Source organism: Saprospira grandis DSM 2844, assembly GCF_000275825.1.
In the GTDB taxonomy this organism is placed as follows: Bacteria; Bacteroidota; Bacteroidia; order Chitinophagales; family Saprospiraceae; genus Saprospira; species Saprospira grandis_A.
In genome coordinates this window covers 1,953,780-1,975,012 of sequence record NZ_JH719942.1, presented here as the reverse complement: position 1 = coordinate 1,975,012, position 21,233 = coordinate 1,953,780, and the positions used below count along the sequence as shown (strand labels likewise).

14 protein-coding genes are annotated in these 21,233 nt (G+C 47.5%); 5 read left to right on the top strand and 9 right to left on the bottom strand.

Annotation, left to right across the window (positions count from 1 at the left end):
• Positions 1-428 precede the first annotated feature (428 nt).
• Entirely contained in the window at positions 429-1,385 is a 957-nt protein-coding gene (locus SAPGRDRAFT_RS08980; RefSeq protein ID WP_002658856.1) for an EamA family transporter, read from the bottom strand.
• Positions 1,386-1,517: 132 nt separating this feature from the next.
• On the opposite strand from SAPGRDRAFT_RS08980, the gene SAPGRDRAFT_RS08975 reads away from it, so the two are divergent.
• The 4 genes from SAPGRDRAFT_RS08975 (at position 1,518) to feoB (ending at position 6,247) form a co-directional block, all read left to right on the top strand.
• On the top strand, positions 1,518-2,417 hold the full coding sequence (locus SAPGRDRAFT_RS08975; RefSeq protein ID WP_253271297.1) for a hypothetical protein: 900 nt from the start codon (positions 1,518-1,520) through the stop codon (positions 2,415-2,417).
• Positions 2,418-2,499: 82 nt separating this feature from the next.
• Positions 2,500-3,882: a peptidylprolyl isomerase gene (locus tag SAPGRDRAFT_RS08970; protein WP_002658853.1), complete on the top strand. Its 1,383-nt coding sequence runs from the start codon at positions 2,500-2,502 to the stop codon at positions 3,880-3,882.
• Between the two features lie 188 nt (positions 3,883-4,070).
• Positions 4,071-4,313, top strand: coding sequence for a FeoA family protein (locus SAPGRDRAFT_RS08965; protein ID WP_002658851.1), 243 nt, complete (start codon positions 4,071-4,073; stop codon positions 4,311-4,313).
• Positions 4,301-6,247, top strand: coding sequence for a ferrous iron transporter B (feoB, locus tag SAPGRDRAFT_RS08960; protein ID WP_002658849.1), 1,947 nt, complete (start codon positions 4,301-4,303; stop codon positions 6,245-6,247). Before SAPGRDRAFT_RS08965 ends, feoB begins: the two co-directional genes overlap by 13 nt.
• A 233-nt stretch (positions 6,248-6,480) precedes the next feature.
• On the opposite strand, the gene SAPGRDRAFT_RS08955 is transcribed toward feoB, so the two are convergent.
• The 5 genes from SAPGRDRAFT_RS08955 to SAPGRDRAFT_RS08935 form a co-directional block, all read right to left on the bottom strand.
• Complete coding sequence (locus SAPGRDRAFT_RS08955) at positions 6,481-8,007, bottom strand: asparagine--tRNA ligase (protein WP_002658847.1); 1,527 nt, start codon at positions 8,005-8,007, stop codon at positions 6,481-6,483.
• Positions 8,008-8,291: 284 nt separating this feature from the next.
• The gene (locus SAPGRDRAFT_RS08950) at positions 8,292-9,215 is read right to left on the bottom strand and encodes a hypothetical protein (RefSeq protein WP_002658845.1); all 924 of its coding nucleotides are present in this window, start codon (positions 9,213-9,215) and stop codon (positions 8,292-8,294) included.
• 25 nt (positions 9,216-9,240) lie between these two features.
• Positions 9,241-9,672 (bottom strand): DUF4878 domain-containing protein, encoded by a 432-nt coding sequence (locus SAPGRDRAFT_RS08945; RefSeq protein WP_002658844.1) that lies wholly within the window; start codon positions 9,670-9,672, stop codon positions 9,241-9,243.
• An 88-nt stretch (positions 9,673-9,760) separates the two neighbouring features.
• Positions 9,761-10,357 carry a C40 family peptidase gene (locus tag SAPGRDRAFT_RS08940; protein WP_002658842.1) on the bottom strand — a complete coding sequence of 199 codons (597 nt, stop codon included), beginning with the start codon at positions 10,355-10,357 and terminating at the stop codon, positions 9,761-9,763.
• A 53-nt stretch (positions 10,358-10,410) separates the two neighbouring features.
• Positions 10,411-10,953, bottom strand: a complete 543-nt coding sequence (locus SAPGRDRAFT_RS08935) for an NADPH-dependent FMN reductase (RefSeq protein WP_002658840.1) — start codon at positions 10,951-10,953, stop codon at positions 10,411-10,413.
• Between the two features lie 192 nt (positions 10,954-11,145).
• Between SAPGRDRAFT_RS08935 and SAPGRDRAFT_RS08930 the strand changes: the two genes are divergently transcribed.
• Positions 11,146-11,844, top strand: a complete 699-nt coding sequence (locus tag SAPGRDRAFT_RS08930) for a metal-dependent hydrolase (RefSeq protein WP_002658839.1) — start codon at positions 11,146-11,148, stop codon at positions 11,842-11,844.
• Between the two features lie 826 nt (positions 11,845-12,670).
• On the opposite strand, the gene SAPGRDRAFT_RS08925 is transcribed toward SAPGRDRAFT_RS08930, so the two are convergent.
• The 3 genes from SAPGRDRAFT_RS08925 to SAPGRDRAFT_RS08910 form a co-directional block, all read right to left on the bottom strand.
• Positions 12,671-15,583: a TonB-dependent receptor gene (locus SAPGRDRAFT_RS08925; RefSeq protein WP_002658838.1), complete on the bottom strand. Its 2,913-nt coding sequence runs from the start codon at positions 15,581-15,583 to the stop codon at positions 12,671-12,673.
• A gap of 244 nt (positions 15,584-15,827) precedes the next feature.
• Positions 15,828-17,405: a carboxypeptidase-like regulatory domain-containing protein gene (locus SAPGRDRAFT_RS08920; RefSeq protein ID WP_002658836.1), complete on the bottom strand. Its 1,578-nt coding sequence runs from the start codon at positions 17,403-17,405 to the stop codon at positions 15,828-15,830.
• A 437-nt stretch (positions 17,406-17,842) separates the two neighbouring features.
• A complete protein-coding gene (locus tag SAPGRDRAFT_RS08910; protein ID WP_002658834.1) occupies positions 17,843-21,220 on the bottom strand; it encodes a DUF4175 family protein in 3,378 nt (1,125 codons plus the stop codon).
• Positions 21,221-21,233 lie beyond the last annotated feature (13 nt).

Below are 21,233 nucleotides of genomic sequence, written 5' to 3'. Positions count from 1 at the left end.
AAATATTTTGAGGGGCTATACTATATATAGTAGCAATGGCTGTGGCTGCCGCCTACCGCCGGCCGGGTCAATAAGCTGCGGCCCCAAGCCGCAGCGCTTAGCGAAGCTTGTAGCCGCAGAGCGGCTTCTAGCTGAGCGTTGGCCACAACAAGCCCTTTAGGGCGCAGTTCGACGACCGAAGGGAGTAACCGATGTGCAGCAGTGGCCGAAGGCCAGACCGAGGAGCAAAGCGACGAAGGGCCGAGCGAACAGCGAGCTGCGAAACGTAGCGCCCGCCAAAGGCGGGAGGCCCCTAAAAGTCAGCCAGCTGCGACAACCAGCCCCAAAGGGGTGCCAGTTCGACGACCAAAGGGAGTAACCGTAGCGCCTGCCATAGGCAGACAACAAGGCCGCAAGCCGCAGTTCGACGACCAAAGGGAGTAACGCCCCTAAACCACCTCTTTATCCAATTGCAAAACCTCATCATCAGCTTCTAGCATCTTCTGCTTGGCTGTTTTAAAACATTGATTAACCAAATAGACGCCTACAATAGTCAGCAGCATACCGCCCCATGTGAGCCAAGTCAGGCGTTCCCCTAAAACAAAAGCGCCTGCAATCACGGCAACAATAGGGTTAATATAAGCGCTTAAAGCAGCTTGAGCAGGGGGTAAATGTTCCATAACATATATATAGGCGGAATAAGCGACAAAAGAGCCAAAAACCACCAAGTATAAAATCGAGCCCCAAAACTGCATACTCAGCTGGCCAAAAACGAGTTGGTCCCAATCAAAAAAAGTGCAGATAATGGCTGTAAAAAGGCCACCAGAAAACATTTGCAAGCCAGCGCCCATCAATAAAGAAGTGCTTGGTTTCCATTTAGCAGTAAAAACAGACCCCAAAGCCCAAAACAAAGTAGCTACAAACATAATCAATAGCCCTAAGGCAAAATTGGGACTTTGGTCAAAACTATCTAGGTAATTAGAGAACACCCCTAAAATACCGAGCATCCCTAAAGCCATTCCGCCTATTAACTTAGGTGACCAGGGTAATGGCTGGATCATAAAATGGCTAAAGATGGCAATAAAAATCGGTCCACTAGCCGAAACCACCGAAGCAAAACCACTTTCCACATATTGCAGCGCCCAAGTCATCAGGGCGTTGCCCGCCCCTAAAAGCATCAGGCCAATAATAATAGTTTGAACCAAGGCCTTTCCTCTAGGGAAGCTGGCTCCTCTTATCCACATAAAGGCAATTAGTGAACTACCCGCAATACACTGACGAACAGAAGAGAGAAATAAACCATGGGCCTCCTGCACGCCTATGCGGGTAGCTAAGTAAGTAGTACCCCAAAAAAAGCTCACCAAAGCCAACGCAACAAAGGCCTTGCGAGAATCTGCTTTTGTCATTACTATTTTTCCGCAAAGAACGGCTTTTTTAGGCAGCTTTGGTTCTCTGCTCCAAGCTTTTCCTTTTCAATTGGGTTAAAAACTATAGTCGAAAAGGAGCCGAAACCAAATTGGTAGGAAAACTTCTTATCTTTGCCCCTTGATTTTATACCACCTTCTTTAGCAATTGATTCTATGAGCTACTACCGCCACCTTATTGCCCTCCTTTTTTTAGGAGTCTTACAAGCCTGTAATAATGGCCCGGAAGCCCCAACAGAAGAAAACCCTTTGGCCAGAGTTTACGACAACTATCTCTATGGCTCTGCACTAGATGGTATTGGCAAGGGGCTTTCGCCAAAAGATAGCGCCCAACAAGCCGAACTCTACATTGATAAATGGATTATGGACCAAATGCTACTTGGCGTGGCCAAAAAACAGCTGCCTAACCAAGAAGCTCAACGCATCAACCGATTAGCAGAAAGCTACAAAGCCTCCCTAACCATTGCCTACTTTGAACAAGAACTCATCAATAGAGAACTAGATACCATGGTCACTCCCGTTCAATTGGCCCAATACTATAATGCCAATAAAGAACAATACATTGCTGGAGAAAGCTGGCTACGCTGCCACTTTATCCGAGTGCCCAGAAAACTAGAAGGCGTAGATAAACTCCGCAATTGGTTCAAATCAGATAAAAAAAGCGATGAGGAGAAAGTAAAACAGTTCTGCCTCTCCAATGAAAGCCAAATGATCTTTGCCCTAGAAAAAGACCGCTGGGTAAAATATAAAAGAGTGGCCGACCGATTACCTGATAACCGCCTGCCCTCTAGCTACCTCCAAAAAGGCCGGGTATTTGACCGTAGCGATAGCAAGTATGTCTATCTTTGCAAAGTCTTTGAATATAAAGATAAAAATGAACCCGCTCCCCTAGCTGAAGTACAAGACGAAATTTCTAGAATTATTCTTCACCAAAGACGACAACTAATCCTTGACCAAGTCCGAAAAGAAGCTCGAGCCAAAGCCAAAGAAGGCAATGTCTTTGAACGCTTCTAAACCCATCCTTCTTTTCAATTCTTGCGTTGCAAGGCAATGAACAATCTGTTTACCCCTATCATGCTAATGATTATTAACTATTATGATGTATAGACTCCTTTTCGCTTGCCTGCTGCTAAGTAGTGGCCTATTTGCCCAACAGCAAATTGACCGAGTAGTCGCCCTTGTAGGCAATGAACCCATTCTCGTTTCCGATATAGAAGCACAATACCGCCTGCTACTATCTAGAACAAAAGAAGCACCACCCGAAAACGCCCGAGCCGTTATTCTAGACCAGCTACTTACCAATGCCGTGGTCCTCGCTGAAGCCGAACGCGATAGCTTTACCGTCTCTGCCGTCGAAATTGAAGGCCAACTAGATTCCCGAATCTCCGAAATCCTTCGATATATGAATAATGACCCCGAACAGTTTAAAGCTTATTATGGCAAAACTCCAGAGGAAGTCAAAAATGATATGCGCGAAAGTATGCGCAAACAAATGGTCGTCCAACGTATGTCGGCCAATATTATGCAATCCGTTACCGTTACCCCCAAAGAAGTGCAAACCTTCTTCAATAAAATCCCCGAAGATAGCCTGCCCTACTTTAACTCTACCGTAGAACTCGCCCAAATCGTTGTTAAACCCAAAGTGAACAATAAGGAAGATGAACGCGCGCGCCAAGAAGCAGAACGCATCCGCCAAGAAATTCTTAATGGAGCCGACTTTGCCGAATTAGCAAAACAATACTCCCAAGACCCCGGCTCCGGCGCCCGTGGCGGAGACCTCGGCATCACCAACCGAGGAAGCTTTGTCCCCGAATTTGAAGCCACCGCCTACCAACTCGACGAAAACGAAGTCTCCGAACTCGTCAAATCGCAATATGGCTACCATATTATCCAACTACTCGAACGCCTCGGTAATAATATCCACACCCGACATATCCTCATTAAAGCCGAACTTACTCCCGCCGATGAAGAACGTGCAAAAAATGAAGCCGATAGCATCCGCTCACTCATCTTACTCGATTCCTTTACCTTCGATCAGGCCGTTCAACGCTTCTCAGAAGATGAGTTTAGCAAAACCCGAAATGGCGCCATGATGAACCCCCAAACAGGCGAACCCTACTGGGAACTTGGCGACCTTAGCCCCGAAGTCTATTTCGCTATCGAAAAACTCAAAAAAGGCGAAATCTCCGAAGCCATCGAGTATAGTACCCCCTTCGGAGAAAAAGAATATACCCTTATCAAAATTAGAAACCGAACCATCCCCCATGTCGCCAACCTCCAAGATGATTATAGCCGCATCCAAATGGCCGCTAAAGAGGAAAAAAAATCTCGCTATATCCAAGAATGGGTCGCCAAGAAAATTGATGACCATTATGTCGAGTTTAAGTTCCAAGCCATAGGTAGCTATGCCGATTTCTTTATTCAAAAAAATGGACAAGCCAAAAACCCACAACTACAACGCTGGATGATGGAACCCTAAACCAAAAGTAAACCCAATCCCTCAATATCCGTCTGCATAAGCTGTAGACGGATATTTTTTTAGCCCTTTTGCCTATTCCCCCCTTTTTCACTAATTTAGCCCGCCCCAAAAAAAAGACAGAATTATCTTTTTTTGGGGCTTTTATAGATTTAGTCTAAATTTGCAAGACTACACACACAATACTATATATGTCTAAAAATTCTTCCACCCGCCGACTCTGGGAAGCCAAAAAAGGAGAACATCTTACCTTCCTCCATACAGACTCCCCTTTGCTCAGCCTGAAACTTATGGAGATGGGCCTCTTCCCCGCCGCTAAGTTCCGCCTCCTCAAAAGAGCCCCACTAGCCGGGCCCCTCCTCCTCGAACTTGCCGATAATTTGCAACAATTGGCCATCGGGCCAGCAGAAGCCAAAAAAATATGGATACAGTAACCAATAAACAGCTAAATATCGCCCTGCTTGGGCCCCCTAATGTGGGCAAAACTTCTCTCTTTAACCAACTCACTGGCCTCCAACAAAAGGTCGGTAACTTTCCCGGCGTTACCGTAGAGAAAAAAGTAGGTAAAATTCAACTCCAAAACCTCAAGGGCCAACTGACCGACCTGCCCGGACTTTATAGCCTCTTCGCTAAATCTCCAGATGAAGAAGTAGTCATCAAAGCTTTAGATGAAGAAAACTTTGACGCTTTGTTGCTGGTCCTCGATGCTAGCCACCTCGAAAGAAGCTTGCTCCTTGCCCAACAAGCCCTAGCTATGGGCATTCCCGTTTTACCCCTACTCAATATGCTCGACCAAGCAGAGGGCCAAGGGTTCCAGTTTGATACTCAAGAACTCCTCCCCCTCCTCGGCCAAGAACCCCTCCGTATCAATGCCCGCCAAGGACTTGGCCTCGACCAAATCCCCAAAGCTATTGATCAACTCCTCTCCCAGGAGGCTCCTTCTGCTAATACAGACTTTTTAGCCCTGATGAAGTCAAATGATGCTGCCGCTCAGCTGAAGGATAGCCAAAAACGACTCGAGCAAATTCGCCCACAACTCGAAAAGGCCCGAAAAAAAACCAGCACTAAACGCAGTTGGTCCCATTTCTTAGACCAATGGACCAGCCACCCTATCGCTGGCTATCTCATTTACCTGACGGTCCTCTTCGGCATTTTTCAACTGATTTTTAGCCTGGCCGATTGGCCTATGGGCCTGATCGATGAAGGTACAGGCGCCCTAGCTAGCTTTATCGCAGAACTCCTCCCCCCTGGCCCAATCAATGAATTGATTACAGAGGGGATTATCCCCGGCATCGGCGGGGTCGTGATTTTTGTCCCCCAAATTGCTATCCTCTTTTTTGCCCTCTCCATCCTCGAAGAAAGCGGCTATATCTCTAGGGTGGTCTTTCTCATGGATAAACCCATGCGTTTTTTTGGCCTGAGCGGACAAAGTGTGCTCCCCCTGCTTTCTGGAGCCGCCTGCGCTATTCCCGCCGTGATGGCCGCCCGAAATATTAGCCGCTGGAGAGAACGCATGGCCACCATTTTTGTCAGTCCCATGATTAGCTGCGCCGCCCGCCTACCCGTTTATGTCATCCTGATCGCTCTGGTGATTCCTGATGGCAGTAGCTGGGGCTTTGGCTGGAAAGGTCTCGCCATGCTGGGCCTTTATCTCCTTGGCGTCTTTGGCGCTCTGCTCACGGGCCTAGCACTCCGCTTTATCCTCCCCAAAAAGGACCAAAACCCTTTTGTGATTGATCTTCCTAGCTATAAATGGCCCCGCTGGCAAAATGTCTTTCTCACGGCCTACCAAAAATCAAAGTCTTTTGTCCTAGAAGCCGGTAAGGTAATTCTGGCCCTCTCCATTTTGCTCTGGATCTTGGGCAGCTATGGCCCTACCGAAGCCATGCAGGCCGCCGAAGAACGCGCCCAGCAAATGAGCCAAAATGAAAGCGAATTGGCCCAAAATATGGCCGCCCAAAAGTTATCCGCTAGCTATCTCGGCCATCTCGGCCACGCCATCGAACCCGCTATCCGCCCGCTCGGCTACGACTGGAAAATTGGCATCGGTTTGCTGGCCTCTTTTGCCGCCCGCGAGGTTTTTGTCGGCACTATGGGCACTATATATAGTATGGGCAGCGAAGCCGAAGAAAATACCCTGATCGAAAGGATGCGAGCCGAACGATTTGAAGATAGCCAAAAAGCAGTTTATAGCTTGCCCACGGGCATTTCTCTGCTGGTCTTCTACGTTTTTGCCATGCAATGTATGAGCACCCTAGCCGTGGTCTACAAAGAAACTCGCTCCTGGAAATGGCCGCTGCTACAACTGATCTACATGACGGGCCTCGCCTATTTACTAGCCTTTTTGAGCTATCAATTACTTAGTTAATTTGTTTTTGGGGCTGCCCCGCCCTGCGGGCGGGTCGGGCTGTCTCGCAGCTCGCTATTCGCTCGGCCCTGCGCCGCCTGCGGCGGCTGGGTCTGGCGCTTCGCGCCACTGCTGCCCATCCCTCAGCCGAGGCGCTGCGCGCCTTTGCGGCGGCTTCGCCGCCTGCTAAACGCATAAAAAAGCGCCTAGTCTCTATACAGAAACTAGGCGCTCTTTTTATTATGCGATTAGCCTTAGGGCTTAATTTGTCCATAACGACGCTGAAAGGGCAAGGTCTCTCTAACGTGGTTGAGGCCACAAACCCAACGCACCAAACGCTCTAGGCCCAAACCAAAACCTGCATGAGGCACCGAACCAAAACGACGAAGGTCCAAATACCACTCAAAGTCGTCTTGATCTAAGTTGTGTTCGGCAATTTTGCGGACCAATACCTCTAGGCTGGTTTCCCGCTCAGAACCTCCCACAATTTCGCCATAACCATCAGGAGCCAAAAGGTCTACCCCCTTCACCAAAGAAGGATCGCCATCTACTTCTTTCATATAGAAAGATTTAATCTTAGCGGGCCAATTATAGACCATCACAGGCGTAGAGAATACTCTGGTCAATACGGTTTCATCCGAGTTACCAAAGTCTTCGCCATCTTCAAAGTTTTTGGCCGACTCGATCCAGTCTGGAATATGACGCTGTTTTTCTTCCAATTCTTTGGCTTCTCCTCTGAGGGCCAAAATTTTTCCTTCATTAAATCTACGCGCACCTTTTTTCATGCCCGCAGCAATGGCTTTCTCTCTTTCTGCAATCTCCGCCTGAATTTCAGTTAGGCGGGCAGTGACTTGGGCCAAATCTTCTTCCTGCAATTTGATGGCATTCTTACCATTGATCTCTAGCTCTCCACGCAAAATTTTCACGGCATCGCTATAAGCTACTCTAGGGAAGGTTTCGTCCACTACTTTTTCGAGGCTGCTGGTATCTCTGCCCAAGACCTCTAGTTCATCTTTACAGCGGTAAAGGACCTCGCCAATGACCGACTTAATAAAGCGCTCGATCAAGTTCATATTATCCTCATTGGTATAAAAGGCCATTTCGGGCTCAATCATCCAAAACTCAGATAAGTGGCGGGGCGTATTTGATTTTTCTGCACGGAAGGTAGGACCAAAAGTATAAATCTTGCCCATGGCCATGGCCATAGCCTCTCCATAAAGCTGGCCCGATTGAGACAAATAGGCGGGTTGGCCAAAAAAGTCGGTCTCAAAAAGGTCGGTAGTGCCTTCACAGGCGCTGCCCGTGAGCAAAGGCGCATCCATTTGCACAAAATCCTCTGATTGGAAGAAATTGTGAATGCTCATAATCAGCTGGTTGCGCAAGCGCATAATGGCCCATTGGCGGCGGCTGCGGAGCCAAAGGTGGCGTTTATCGCTCAAAAACTTTACGCCCATTTCCTCATCAGACTTTGTAATGGGGTAGCCTTCTGCATTATGGTAAATCTCGAAGCTATTTACTTGAAGTTCATAGCCGCCCAGGCTCTTTTCATTGCGGATGAGCTGGCCGGTAATGGCCAGTGAACTTTCTAGAGTTAGCGTTTTGGCCAACTCAAATTGTTCTTCGCCTAGGCTTTCTAGGGCAAAAACGGCTTGGGTAAAGCCAGAACCATCTCTAAAGTCGGCAAAGCAAGCCGTTTTACTTTTGCGGATTTTGGTCACCCAACCTTTGATACTGACCTCATGGCCTACGAGCTGTGCAAAATCCTTAATATATTGTTGCATAAAGTAGATGAATTATCTTAGGAAAGAAAGGCCAATCCGGCTAAGGGAGAGGCGCTCACAAAAATATAATTTTTAGGGCCATAGCAAAAAGAATGCAGGAAGAACTTTGGTCCATGGCGTCCTACAGGCGGCGAAGCCGCCGCAAAGGAGCGCAGCGACTGGCCTAGCGATGTGCAAGGGGGCGGCGCAGCCGCAGACCCAGCGGGCGCAGCCCGCGCAGGGCCGAGCGAACAGCGAGCCCTGAAACGTAGCGCCGCAGCTTTGCTGCGGAGGCCCCAAAGCGTCTAGCCCTTCCAGCGGATCCACCAAGGGAGGCGGTTTTCGGTCCATTGATAAAAGGGCATATTTTCGGCCCCAAAGCCCTCATAAAAGCGGGCAATTCCGGGGATGCTAGAGCCCTCAAAGTCAATGAACATGGGCTTATTGGCCTGGCCCTGAATAAAGAGGTCCATCAGGTAAGGCATAGCGCCAACCTCTTTACCTGCGGGAGTGGTATAATTGAGCAAATTGATATATCGGGCGCCATTGAGCAGCCAAAAAACGGCTGCGCAGACCTCCTTTTGTTCATTGAGGCAGAGCATAAAGAAGCCTTGGCCACGGTGCAGGGCATTATAAATAATGCGGAGCGCCGCATGATAAGTAGCCTGTGGAAACTGCTCTCCTTTTCGGAGCATCTCCTGTTCTAATTGGGCCACAAAGTCCTCGGGTTTGATGGAGCTAGTGGCAAAAAGGCTGGCTTTTTCGCCTTTTTTGATATTTCGCTTATGGTTGCTGCTATAGTTCTCATAGAGTTTTTCGTAAGGTTGATTGAGGGGCAGCAAATAATTGGGTCGTTCTTGGACCTTATAATCGGCTAGGCGTTGGATAGCGCTCATGCTGTCATTAAAGGCCAGTTGGCTATGTTTAAACTCTTTGGGGATAGCCTGCAGGAAGGCCTTGATTCGGGCCTCCGAGAAACCATTTACGGTAAATAGGCCCAGCTGTTGGCAGAGCGGCGGTTGATAAAGGCGTTTGATGCCAAAGAGTTTATCGTTCCAAGGCAGCGGAAAGACCGATTGGTAATCATCCTCTACCAGTCCCCACCAATTATCGGCTACATTATCGAGATACCAGGCATAGCCATAAATCAGGCTATTGGGGGCATAGTGTACGCAGCCATTCCAGCGAGGCAGGTCAATTTCGTTGCGATGAAGCAGTCTAATATTCATAATTATAATCGAGAGGGGAAAAGATTTAGAAATCGGGGGCTTGGGGCAGTTCGAGGACCACCTTCCAGCTATTATCTTCTTGTCGGAGCAACTGCATTTTGCTACCTGACAGGGGTTTTCCGTCTTGGTCGCAACAAAAAGAGCAGAGCGCTTCTTGGCTAGATAGCAGTTCGCATTCGGCGGTTTTGATTCGTTTTTTATTGGCGGCAGCCTCGGCCTTCATGGCCTTGCGTTCGCTTTCGGTCACGGCATTTAGGGTTTGCTCAAAAAAGGCCAAGATTTCTTTAGATTCTGGAGTAGACAGCTGCTCGGCCTTCTCAAAATCGCCATCTAAGAAGGCGTGCATAAAATGCAAGGCCACCGATTCGGGACGTTCTTGTTTGAGTTTTCCTGGCGGGCGATGGCAGGCCGTGCTGAGCAGAAAAAGGCCTATAAAAAAGAGGAGATATAAACGCATAGGATAAAAATTGAACAAGCAAGCTCTGAGCCCAGAGCTTGCTTGCAGGAGAACAGATTCGAAAATCGTTTTGCTGATTTTGCTTACTTTATAGTACTCTGCGCAAGCCCATATAGACTTTCCGCCAATAATTATTATTCATAGAAGCCTCCATCACGCCACGGCTAGAAGAGGCGTGAATAAACTTCACTTCTCCATTGACATTAGCCGAAACCACCCCCACATGATTGATGCGATTGGGCGTACCGGTAGAAAAAAAGATGAGATCGCCAGCCCGGGCTTGGTCAAACTTTACGGCCTGTCCTGTACGAGCTTGATCTCTAGACACCCTAGGAATTTGCACGCCAATCGTCTTAAAAACGGTCTGTGTCAGGCCCGAGCAATCCATACCACTAGCGGTAGTACCGCCCGTGCGGTAGGGTGTACCATAAAAACTTTGGGCTTTGGCAATCAGGGCATTTACCTTAAGCTGTTTGCTCGTCGAGCTGCCCATATAGGCAATATTATCGCCCGCTACGGGATTGCTGCCAAAGGGGCTGCTCATACCAGAGTTATTACTATTGCTACTTTCTGCCGCTTCTAAACTTTTCACGAAGGCGGCAAACTCTTTTCCGTACTTATTGAGGTCTACAATGGCCTTTACTCTTTGGCCTCTGCTATTATTGAGATATTGAATACCACGCATAGAATTGGAGATTTATTTCCCCCAAGTTAATGCTTTTCTAGCAAAAGACTTCCTTAAAAGGCCAAGAAACGCTCTACCTGCTCCTCTAGGGCGTTTTGGCTAGCGGCTAAGAGTTGTCCAGACTCCTCCAGCTGCCCCCCGATGCCAGATATAGGCAGCTGTTGGGGCATGACCGTAATTTGCAGATAGTTTAATACGCCCGTCAAATGCTCCATGCCTCGCAGGTTCCCCGCTCGTCCCGCAGCTACACCCACTAGGGCCGCTTTCTTGCCGCCCTGAAAGCTTTCTTTATAGGCATAAATCGAACAAGCATCTAAAAATAATTTCAGTACGCCCGGATAACTGCCGTTGTACTCCGGAGAAACGATAAATAACTTCTTGGGCGCAATCAAATACTGCTCTTGTATGGCCCGCAAAGCCAAAGATTGCTGCTCGGGGTCATACATATCTATATGCAAGATATCATCGGGCAAATCTTCTAGGCTAAAAAAGCGTACTTCTTCTTCCGCTTTCTCTTGAAAATGAGCAAAGGCGGCCTCTGCGACAATTCTGGTTTTGCTGTTGGGGCGGTTGGTCCCCGAAATTACTACAATCATTTATTATATATATAAGGAGAAGCCCAATCCCTGAACCTCTTTCTAGTAAGCTAATTGCAAAGGGAACAACGCCCAATGGCCAAAGTTCTAAAAAAAACTAGGGAAAAATAGGGAAAAGCTTAAATTAGCTCTATACCCAAGCCCTAAACCCAATTCTTCTATTCCTTTTACCTCAGAAATTTTTCTTGCCTTATGAAAATTACCTACTACGGCCACTCTGCTTTTATGGTAGAATTAGGCGGCAAAAAACTCCTTTTTGACCCCTTTATTACGCCCAACCCCCTAGCCCAAGAAGCTAGCATTTCTGCAGATGACCTTAATCCCGACTATATTTTGCTCTCGCACGGACATGCCGACCATGTTAGCGATGCCGTGAGTATTGCCCAGCGCAGCGGCGCTAAGGTGGTCGCTATTTATGAGGTGGCCGAATGGCTGCAAAAACAAGGGATCGAAAATACACACCCCATGAATATTGGCGGAAAATGGAATTTTGGCGAGTTTACGGTCCATTGCACCACCGCCGTTCACTCTTCTGCCCTGCCCGATGGCAGCTATGCAGGCAACCCCATGGGCTTTGTCATTAGCTCCAATGATGGCACTTTCTACTTTGCCGGAGATACGGCCCTAACTATGGATATGAAGCTGATCCCTATGCTCTATCCCAAACTCGATTTTGCCCTGCTCCCTATCGGCGACAATTTTACGATGAGCTACGAACATGCCATCATTGCCTCCGATTTTATTGAGTGTAACACAATTGTCGGCATCCATTTCGACACTTTCGGCTTTATTACTATTGACCATAAAGAAGCAAAAGCCGCCTTTGAAGCTAAAGGCAAAAACCTCTTTATCCCTAAAGCAGGAATGAGCTTTTCTATCCAAAAAGGATAAGGGTTTGGGGCCTCCGCTGCGGCTTCGCCTTGCGGCGCTACGTTGCGGGGCTCGCTGTTCGCTCGGCCCTGCGGCGGCTTTGCCGCCTCGGTCTGGCCTGCGGCCACCCCTCCACATCGCTAGGCCAGTCGCTTCGCTCCTTTGCGGCGGCTTCGCCGCCTGCTATCTGGGCCTGCACGCAGGTCCTGAAAAAACTAAGCCCTTGCCTTCTATCTCAGAAGCAGGGGCTTTTAAGCTCCTGCGGCGAGAAAGATCAGGGCCCAACCGGATTGGCTGCGGCCTTTAGGCTGCAAAAACAGGGATTTTAGGACCAATTATTAGTGAATTGTTAAAAATAGAAATAATGTAACAAAATCAAAAAAGACAAAAGTTAGGTCTGGTTGCTAGCTGGCTAGGTCTGGCTGCTAGCTGAGTAGGTCTGGCTGCTAGCTGAGTAGGTCTGGCTGCTAGCTGAGTAGGTCTGGCTGCTAGCTGAGTAGGTCTGGCTGCTAGCTGAGTAGGTCTGGCTGCTAGCTGAGTAGGTCTGGCTGCTAGCTGGCTAGGGGACTGTTCGGGATTTTGTGTATTAGAATAAAATTTGGGCCTTTAGCTTAGTGCTTCAAAGCAGGATTTGGCCAATAGTCGCCTAGGGACAAGCCCCTAGGCTAATCCAATGGAGTCAGCCCTAAAGGGCCTCAAAGATTGATATAGACGGACTGGCTAAGTAGTTCTTGCCGAGAAGGACCTCATCCAAAGGCCCTCTTTAGAGGGCTGTCTAAAAAAGCTAGCCTAGGGGCTTGTCCCTAGGCAGCAAAAAGGAGAAACACAAAATTTCAAACAGACTCCCCTATTCGGCGGCTCGATTAAAGCGATAATTGACGCCCAAAGAAAAGCTTCGGCCCAAATCATAGCGCTGAATAAAGTATTCTTGGCCTTTATACTCCAAAGATTCTTGGTAGCGGCTGCCCAAAAGATTGTTTGCCCGCAAGCTCAGACGGAAGCCCTTGCCTAGCTCTTGCGCCAAATTGAAACCCAAAAGGGGAACAGGCTGCTCATATACATTGGGGGTGCCTCCACGAACAATTAAGGAAATGCGGGGACCAATAACATTAAAAACGAGATTAGCCGTTGTGCCATAATCATTTTTATAGGCCAAAAGGAAGTTGGCCGAATAAGGCGATTGGCCAAACATGGGGCGGCTATCCTTAGCATCGGCCACAGTAGCCCGAATCTCGGCTAACTCTAAAGGATCAATTTTAGTGGCCGAGTAGATATAGGAAAAATTGGCCGCCAAGCTAAAGTCCTTGAGCGAAGCAGCAATAAAGCCTAAGTTTTTGCGCAGCTCTAGCTCTAGCCCTATAATTTGGGCCTCTTCTACATTACGGAAAGTAATCTCTGAGTTGGGGGCGGTGGGATTAAAAGTGCGCTCGATAGGATTGTAAAACTGCTTAAAAAAGCCCGTAAGCGAAATCAATTCGGCAAAGCTGGGGTAAAACTCATAGCGCAGATCCATGTTATCGGCGAGGCTGCGCTGCAAGTTAGGGTTGCCCGCCAAAAGATAGCCCCCATCTACATCAAAGTTGGTGTAGGGCGCCAACTCCCTAAAACTAGGCCGGGCCAAGGTTCTAGAATAGGCAAAGCGCAACTTCATTTTATCGTTCAACTCATAGTTTAGGCTAAGCGCAGGCAAGAGGTCCAAATTTTCGAGCAAAGGAGAAGATTGGTCCAAATGCAAAGAATCAATAGCTTGTAAAGCGGGATCTAGAGAAAGCATGCTCAGGCTAGTTTGTTCCATTCTTAGGCCCGTGATCAAGCGCAACTTCTTCGTTAGGGGCAATTCCGTCATGAGGTAGAGGCCCAAAACATCTTGTTGGGCATCATAGCTATTTTGTAGATCAATATCAGAATCGGCATACAGGCCTTGGCCATTATTGGCCCATTGGTTTTCGCCTGCATCATATTGGAGCAATTGGTCCTCGGCAAAATAATCTGTCAAATTGCCATTAAAGGCCACAATCCCCGATTGCTGAAAGACAATGCGATTTTCTCTAAAGGTTCTAGCTTTTCTATTATAGCTGGCGCCGGCCATCAGCTTGGCCGAAAGGCCATTCCATTGTTTGTAAGGCAAACTAAAATCAAGTCGGTTGGACCAAGTGTTTTCATTCATTTCTCGATAAAAGCGGCTGGGGCTATTATCGCTACTCAACTTCAGAAAATAGCGGTCTTGATCGGGCCGATAGCGATAAGTAAAATAGCGCAGATCGGGTTCATCTTGGGCAGAAAGCGAATAGGCGCTCTGCCATTTGATCTCTAGGTTTTTCCATTTGGGGATAAAATGTTTTCCGCCCAATTGGTAGCTGCCTAAACTGCGCTCTAAAAACCGCCAAGATTGGCTAATAAAAACATCATCGGGATCATCTCTAAACTTGGTCCCTTCGGCATAGCGGGTGGTAGAAGTTGCGCTTTGGTTACGCAAAACGGTTAGGCGAAGCTGATTATTTTTATTCAGTTTGTAGCTAGCGCCTAGCATGGCTCCCCAAAGGGTTTCATCTTGGCCCAGCTGCTCCTCCAATTGAAGCTGAGAAGTCAGGCGGTTGGTGCTTTGGCTATTGCCGCCTAGCTCATAAATTCCATAATTTCCATTGGTATAGCCGCTAGCCTGCTGGCTATAACTGATTGAGGCAATAAAGCCTAGGGGTTTGCCAAACAACTTTTTTTGATTACCAATAGAAAAAGACGCTCGGCTATTGAGGAAGCGGCTACGGCCCGACTGCTTCCAATTATTGGCAAAGCTGCGGCTAGCGGCGGCGATCTGCTGTGCATCTGCTGCATTAAAATTGGCGGAGCTGTTGGGTTCAAACTCGGGCAATTGGCCCTCTTCGATATGGGGGATGCTAGATGGTAATTGGCGAAGGCCATCATCAAAGCCAAGCAGGTCTGTGCTGCTTCCCGCATAGCTATTCAAATTGGGATTGAAGCTAGAAACCGTATTGTAAGAAGTGGACAAGCTGGCGTTGATACTAAAGCGTTCTGGAAAATCCTTGGTCTCAATATCGATATAGCCCCCAGTAAAGTCGCCATAAAGATTAGGGCTAAATGATTTATAGACCAGAATATTATCAATGAGGTTAGCGGGAAAAAGGTCCATTTGGACCGAATTGCGGTTAGGGTCTAGGCTGGGGATTTCGGCCCCATTTAGTGTCGTTTTGCTATAGCGATCGCTTAGTCCACGCACATAAACATACTTACCTCCTTCTACCGTAACGCCTGTAATTCGGCGCATAGCGGCGGCGGCATCATTATCTCCAGTTTTTTTAATTTCTGCAGCCGAGACCCCATCCAAAACCTGAGAAGACTGTCTTTTTATGGTGAGCAAGGCATTGGCTGTATTTCGGATTTGCTTGGCCTCGATCACCACTTCATCTTGGGCCAAGGCTTCTTCTTGCAGAGAGAAATCTAATTGGAAACTTTGGCCCTGGGCTAAGCTAATATTTTCTACGGTTTGCGTACTAAAGCCCAAATAAGAGCATTGCAACTTATAGCTGCCTGCGGGCAAATTGGGCAGGCGGTACTCTCCTTCAAAATTAGTGACCACGCCAATATTGAGCTCGGGCAGAAAGACCATGGCCCCAATCACGGGATAGGCAGAGCTGGCCTCTAGGACCTTGCCGCTAATGCTGGCCATAGCGGTTTTTTCTTGTGCCTGACTTAGGCTCAGGCTAATGAAAAGCAGAAAAATAAGTAGTGAAAATTGTTTCATAATCCATACATATTGAAAAAAGCGGAAAGGATATCTTGCCGGGGGCAGGGCGCAAAGCGCAGAGCTTCCATTTGGCCTAGCGATGTGAAAGGGGGCGGCGAAGCCGCAGACCAAGGCCGTTAGGCCGCAGGGCCGAGCAGACCTGCGAGCCCTGGAACGTAGCGCCGCAGCTTGCTGCGGAGGCCCCAAAACATCATAAAAAAAGCCCAGCGCCTAAAAGACGCTGAGCCTATACAAAACTGACTTAATTGGATGTGCGGAAGATGTTGCTCGCATTGATATTGTGGAAGATACAGCCCTCGATTTTGAGGTTGCCATCTTGCCATTGTTTGTAGCTATCTTGCTCTTGGCCGATCAGGTCCTCGATATCGATGCCTCGGTCAAAGCCGCTAAAAATAGAGTTATAATATTGGCCGCCGGCATTGTCTCGAAAAGTAATGGCGCGGCTGTTGGGATTGCCCACAAAAGTGGCGTTGGCGAAAGTGGGCGTGGCGTAGGGCGTAGCGGTTTCGGGGTTGGTACCGCCATCATGTTCGCCGCCACGGTCGGCATCATCATTGGGATTTTCATTTTGGTGAACGATCACAAACTGATTGCGGCCACGGTAGCCCTCATCATAATCTAGGGCATCATCGGCGCAGAAAGCGGAGATGAGATATTTGGCATCTACGGTGCCGCCAAACCACTCGATACCATCGTCCTTATTGCCGATCACCTCGACATATTCGATAGTTGTTCCGGAGCCTAGCCCTCCAAGTGTAAGGCCGTTAATTTCGTTATCGGCGCCAATATTTGAGCCACCATGGCGGATAGAAACATAGCGAATCACGCCAGAATTATCATTGTCTAGGGTTCCGCCATAAAGGCCACGGCTTTCCGAGCTAGGAATCCCTTCAATTTGGGTTTGGCCGGGCGTAGAATTGAGGCTAGCCTTACCGAGAACGATGAGTCCGCCCCAGCGGCCACGTTCGGTAGCGGCGGTTCCGCCTTGGTCGCCTTCAAAGGTAAAAATGATAGGTTCGCTGGCGGTTCCTTCAGCCATCAACTTGCCGCCTGAGGCCACAATCAGGGCAGAAGCATCGGCGCCAGAGCCAGCCTTTCCTTGGACAATGGTCCCTTCTTCGATGAAGAGCGTTTGGCCGCTACTGACAAAAACGAAGCCCTCCAAAACATAAATTGTATCCTTGCTCCAATAGACCGAATCGGCGGCATTTTGCATTAGGCTATCGCTAATTGTGCGGCTCGGGCGAGCTGTGGGCAGGGCGGCAGAAGTTGTATTTCCGGCCACAATTCGGCTATAAAAAGACCAGCCATCGTACCAGGCCGTGCTATTGGGATCTAGGGCTCCTTTGAAGTTTGTAGAGACAAACCAGTTATCATTTAGTACGGCTTGCGTACCAAAACTGAGGCTGCTAGCGGGCAAAACTGAGTTGCTTTGGAAAATGCCTGCGCTGCTATCGACTAGATTATTGGCGGTCGTAAAATAGCTAGAGACAAAGGCATCATCTTGCAAAGAAGCGTTAATAACTTGCTCCTCTTCGCCATTCAAACTTTGCTCGACAGTACGGTAAGCCAGCTTCATAAACTCGATACTTCCGTTGCTTGTTCCTTCAATAGAATAGCGGCCATCGGCGGCGGAGCTAGTCGTTGCGACCTCTGCCCCATCTAGGTCATAAACCGTCACGCTCACGCCTGCTAGGGCATCGCCATTGCTATCGATTAGGCTGCCCGAGATGCCCGAATTGTTTTCCTCTTTTTTGCAGGCCGTAAAAATCAGGCTGCTCAGCAGCAGCAAGAAAGAGAGAATGCGAAGATGTTTCATTAGGTAAAATTTGGAGTTGAGAAAAGTCGATTTGATACTTGGGGGGACTATTTGCCTACAAAGGAAGTCTTTTCTCTTTAACTGCTCGTTAATTGCCTATTATCTTTAGCTACTCAATTTCATCAAAATAATATTTTGCTTAACAACTAATTAAGCTTCACTTCATCTGAAATAAACCTAATCCTCATTTAAAGTTAATCTAGTTTTTGTAACCTTTTTTTTGGGGGCCTGCCGCCTTTGGCGGCCGGGCCCTTGCAGGGCTCGCAGGTCTGCTCGGCCCTGCGTCGCTTCGCTCCTTGGTCTGGCCTTCGGCCCCCCTTACAGGCCCCTAGGCCATTTTGGGCTTCGCCCAAAATTCTAGATGCGGTTAGTTGGACAAAAAAAGGAGCCCTGCGATTGCGGGGCTCCTTGGGGAGAATTCTATCCACTAACTACATTTATCTGAGGGCTCTAAAATAGCCTTCTACTCTTTTCTTGTAATAGGGTTTGAGGTTAGGCGAAACGGTCCGGAAGAGTTCCACTTGCCCCTCTCTTTCTTTGAGGTATTCCTCCATTGCGGGGGGCATATTTTTGGGTAATTCTTCATTGGGTCGTTCGGCTCGTCTTTGGTCGTCGTATTCTCTTTCTCTTTGGGCCTTTTCATGTTCGAGCATACGGCTGAGGATATCTTGTTGGCGTTTATTGATATCAGAGGGTAGGCGTTTATTGACTAGGTCAGTTTCCACCTTATCCATTTGGTCAATAATATCTTGCAGTTCTTTTCCGCCGCCCTTGCCTTTTTCTTGGAGTTCGCGTTTCATTTTCTCCATAGCTTTGCGGATAGCGGCTTGTTTGGCGGCCATTTCTGCAAACTGTTTACTAGAGGGCGACTGGCCATTTTTCATCATTTGCTCTAGCTTTTTGAGTTGTTCTTGCAGGCCTTTCTGCATCTCCTTCATACCGCCCATATTGGGTTGGCTACCATCTTCGCCCTTTCCTTGGCCTTGGCTACCGGGTTTACCTTGGCTGCCGGGTTTTTCGCACATTTGTTCACCGGCCATTTCGCTAGCCATTTGCTGTTGCATTTGGTTCATCGATTCGCTAAGCATCAGGGCTAGGTCATTGATATAGGTCATACTATATTGTTGTTGGACCATAGCGGGGCGTTTTTGGCGTTCCTCCAGCAGGTCGATGCCTTTATTCAGGGTCTTTTTGGTATCATTGACCTTTTCGGTAATAAAGCTTTCGAGTTGGTAAACTCTTTTGGCTAGGGCTTGCAAGCTATCCTCCACCTGTTTAAAATCGTCTTTGATTTTATATTGTTTTTGGACCAGCTTGACATATTTGGGCGTATTGGGCAGGGTGGCCTGTACCTCATCGATTAGGGCTTCTTGGTCAAAAGAGAGGTCGACTAAATTTTCTAGCAATTGGCGCATCGCTTTTACATCTTGCTCCATTTGTTTCATTTGGCCTTCGCCCATCATTTCGCCCATTTCTTTGGCCATTTCCTTCATTTTTTTGGCTGCGCTTTTCTGGGACTTAGCCGCCTGTTTATTCTGCTTCTTTTTAAGTTGGTCCGAAGAATTTTGAAGATTTTCTTGGGCTTCTTTTTTCTGTTCCTTGAGGTCTTCATTCTCCATTTCCATTGGCTGATCGAGTTCTTCGTTTTTCTCTTTGGCCTTATCCATTTTGTCCTGAATCTCTTCGAACTTCTCGTTGATTTCTTCTTGCTTTTCCTCTAGTTCTTTTTGCTCTTCGGCAGATTGTTGTTCACCTTCTTTTTGCTCGGTTTCCTTGGCCAATTCTTCTTGTTCTTCGGCCAATTGTTCGAGTTCTTCTTTGGCGTCTATCATTTCTTTTTCCAGCTCCATTTTCTTGAAGAGGCTAAGCATGCGGTCCAATTCGTCTTTTACTTCCTCCTCGTTCATCTCCATATTTTCGAGTTGTTCGAGGACCTCATTTTTATCCATTTTGTCTAGCATCTCTTCCATCTTTTCAAAGAGTTCTTTCATCTCATCAGACATCACCTCTTCAAAAAGCTCTTCGATCATTTCCTGTTTTTTGAGCAATTCTTCATCGGCTTGTTGATACTGTTCTTGCTGCTCTTTATTTTCTTGGAAATTCTGCTCGGCATTTTGGATTTTCTCCTGTGTTTCTTTTTGCTGTTGGATGAGCTTTTCAATTTCTCGGCGGTCTTGCCAATTGAGCTCATTTTTCTGCAATACATTTTCCTTAGCCTTTTTAATTTCTCTTTTGAGTTTTTCTATTTCGGCTAGGGCTTCTTCCAAATCAGATTTTATGGCTTGATCATTTTTTTCTTCTTGGGCCTTCATTTCTTCTACGGTAGCCATTTGGTAAACCATTCTGCTGGTTTTAGAAGACTTGCTCCCTTGCACGCCATCATTATCCCAAACTTGGAAATAGTAGCTAAGTTTATCGCCGGGTTCTAGGCCCATATTACGCAAATTAAGGGTATAGCGATAAGTTGTTTGCTTATTGCTGCGGATGGGCAGGGGGTCTCTTTCTTGGCGCAAGATTTTTCCATCTCGCTCAATCGTATAATGAAAAGCGAGGCTATTTAGGCCATAATCATCAGAGGCCGAGCCAGCAAAATACATCAATTTGCTATCGGTGCTATCGGCAAACTTTTCCATCTCAATTTGGGGGTAGAGATCGGGAATAACGGTAATACTATAATTTAGAGAATCGCCCATAGGCAATTTAGCATTAGAGAGGTAAATTTTATAGCTACCATCGGCTTGTAGTTGGCGTTTGAAACTAAAGTTTTGGCGGCCAGAGCGTTCGGCTTCTTGGCGTTCTTCTCCAGCAAAGCGAACGCCTAGCTCATCGGTAAAGTTGGCGGCAAACAACCATTCTACTTTAGTGCCTGCTGGGACCACTAGGTCGCCTACATTGTCTAGGGTTTCATCTTTTCGGCCCGTATAGGCAGGAAAATCTAGGGCGGTTTGGAAATTCAGCAAATTGGGTTTTTCCAAAACGTTCATGCTATAGCTCTTAGAGCTAAAGCCATTGGCTTGAAAGCGGAAATTAAGATCTTCTTGGACCTTGGGGAAGGTATAGCGAAATTGGGTGGGGTTCAGTTTCTCCATCTTAAACTGATAATTATCCACCTCAATAAAGACCTCTGCGGGCAGAGCGCCTTTTTCTTCAATATCTACAATAAGTTCAAAGTCTTCATATTGCAGTAGTTTTTGGTCCAAATTGCGGGGAACAAAACCAAAGAGTGCTTGGCGCTCAAACTCTTGATTATTAGAGAGGATGCGGCCCGTACTATTCTGTACAATATTAGAAAAGACCAACAGCCCAAAGAAGATAAACAAAGGGGGCAGCACAAAACGCAAATACTTGCGATTTTTGCGCAAATCAATCGCCTTTTGAAAAGGCACGGGGGCCAATTCTACTGTTTTTTGGTTGATGGCGGCTAGCAACAAAGCGCTATTTTCTGCCTTCGCCTGTTGGTTGAGCTGTAACACATTGAGCAACTTGTCTTGCACATTGCTAAAGTGCTGGCCCACAATCTGGGCGGCTTTCTCATGAGAAATCACCTTACCCAAACGGAAATATTGCAGCAAAGGCCAAATGACCCAATAGCTAAGTCCTAGGCCCGCCAAGGCCACAAAGCTATAAAACAAGCTTTTGCGGAAAGCCATAGAGGAGACCGAAGACGTAAATACATAATGCTCTAAAAGCACAAAGGTCACCCAAATAACTGAAACTAGGGCCAAGCTATGCAAGCTGCCTCGGATCAAGTTATTGAGATAGTATTTTCGAATAAACGCATCTAGTTTATGGAGTAGCGTCTGATATTGGTTCATATGATTGATAATG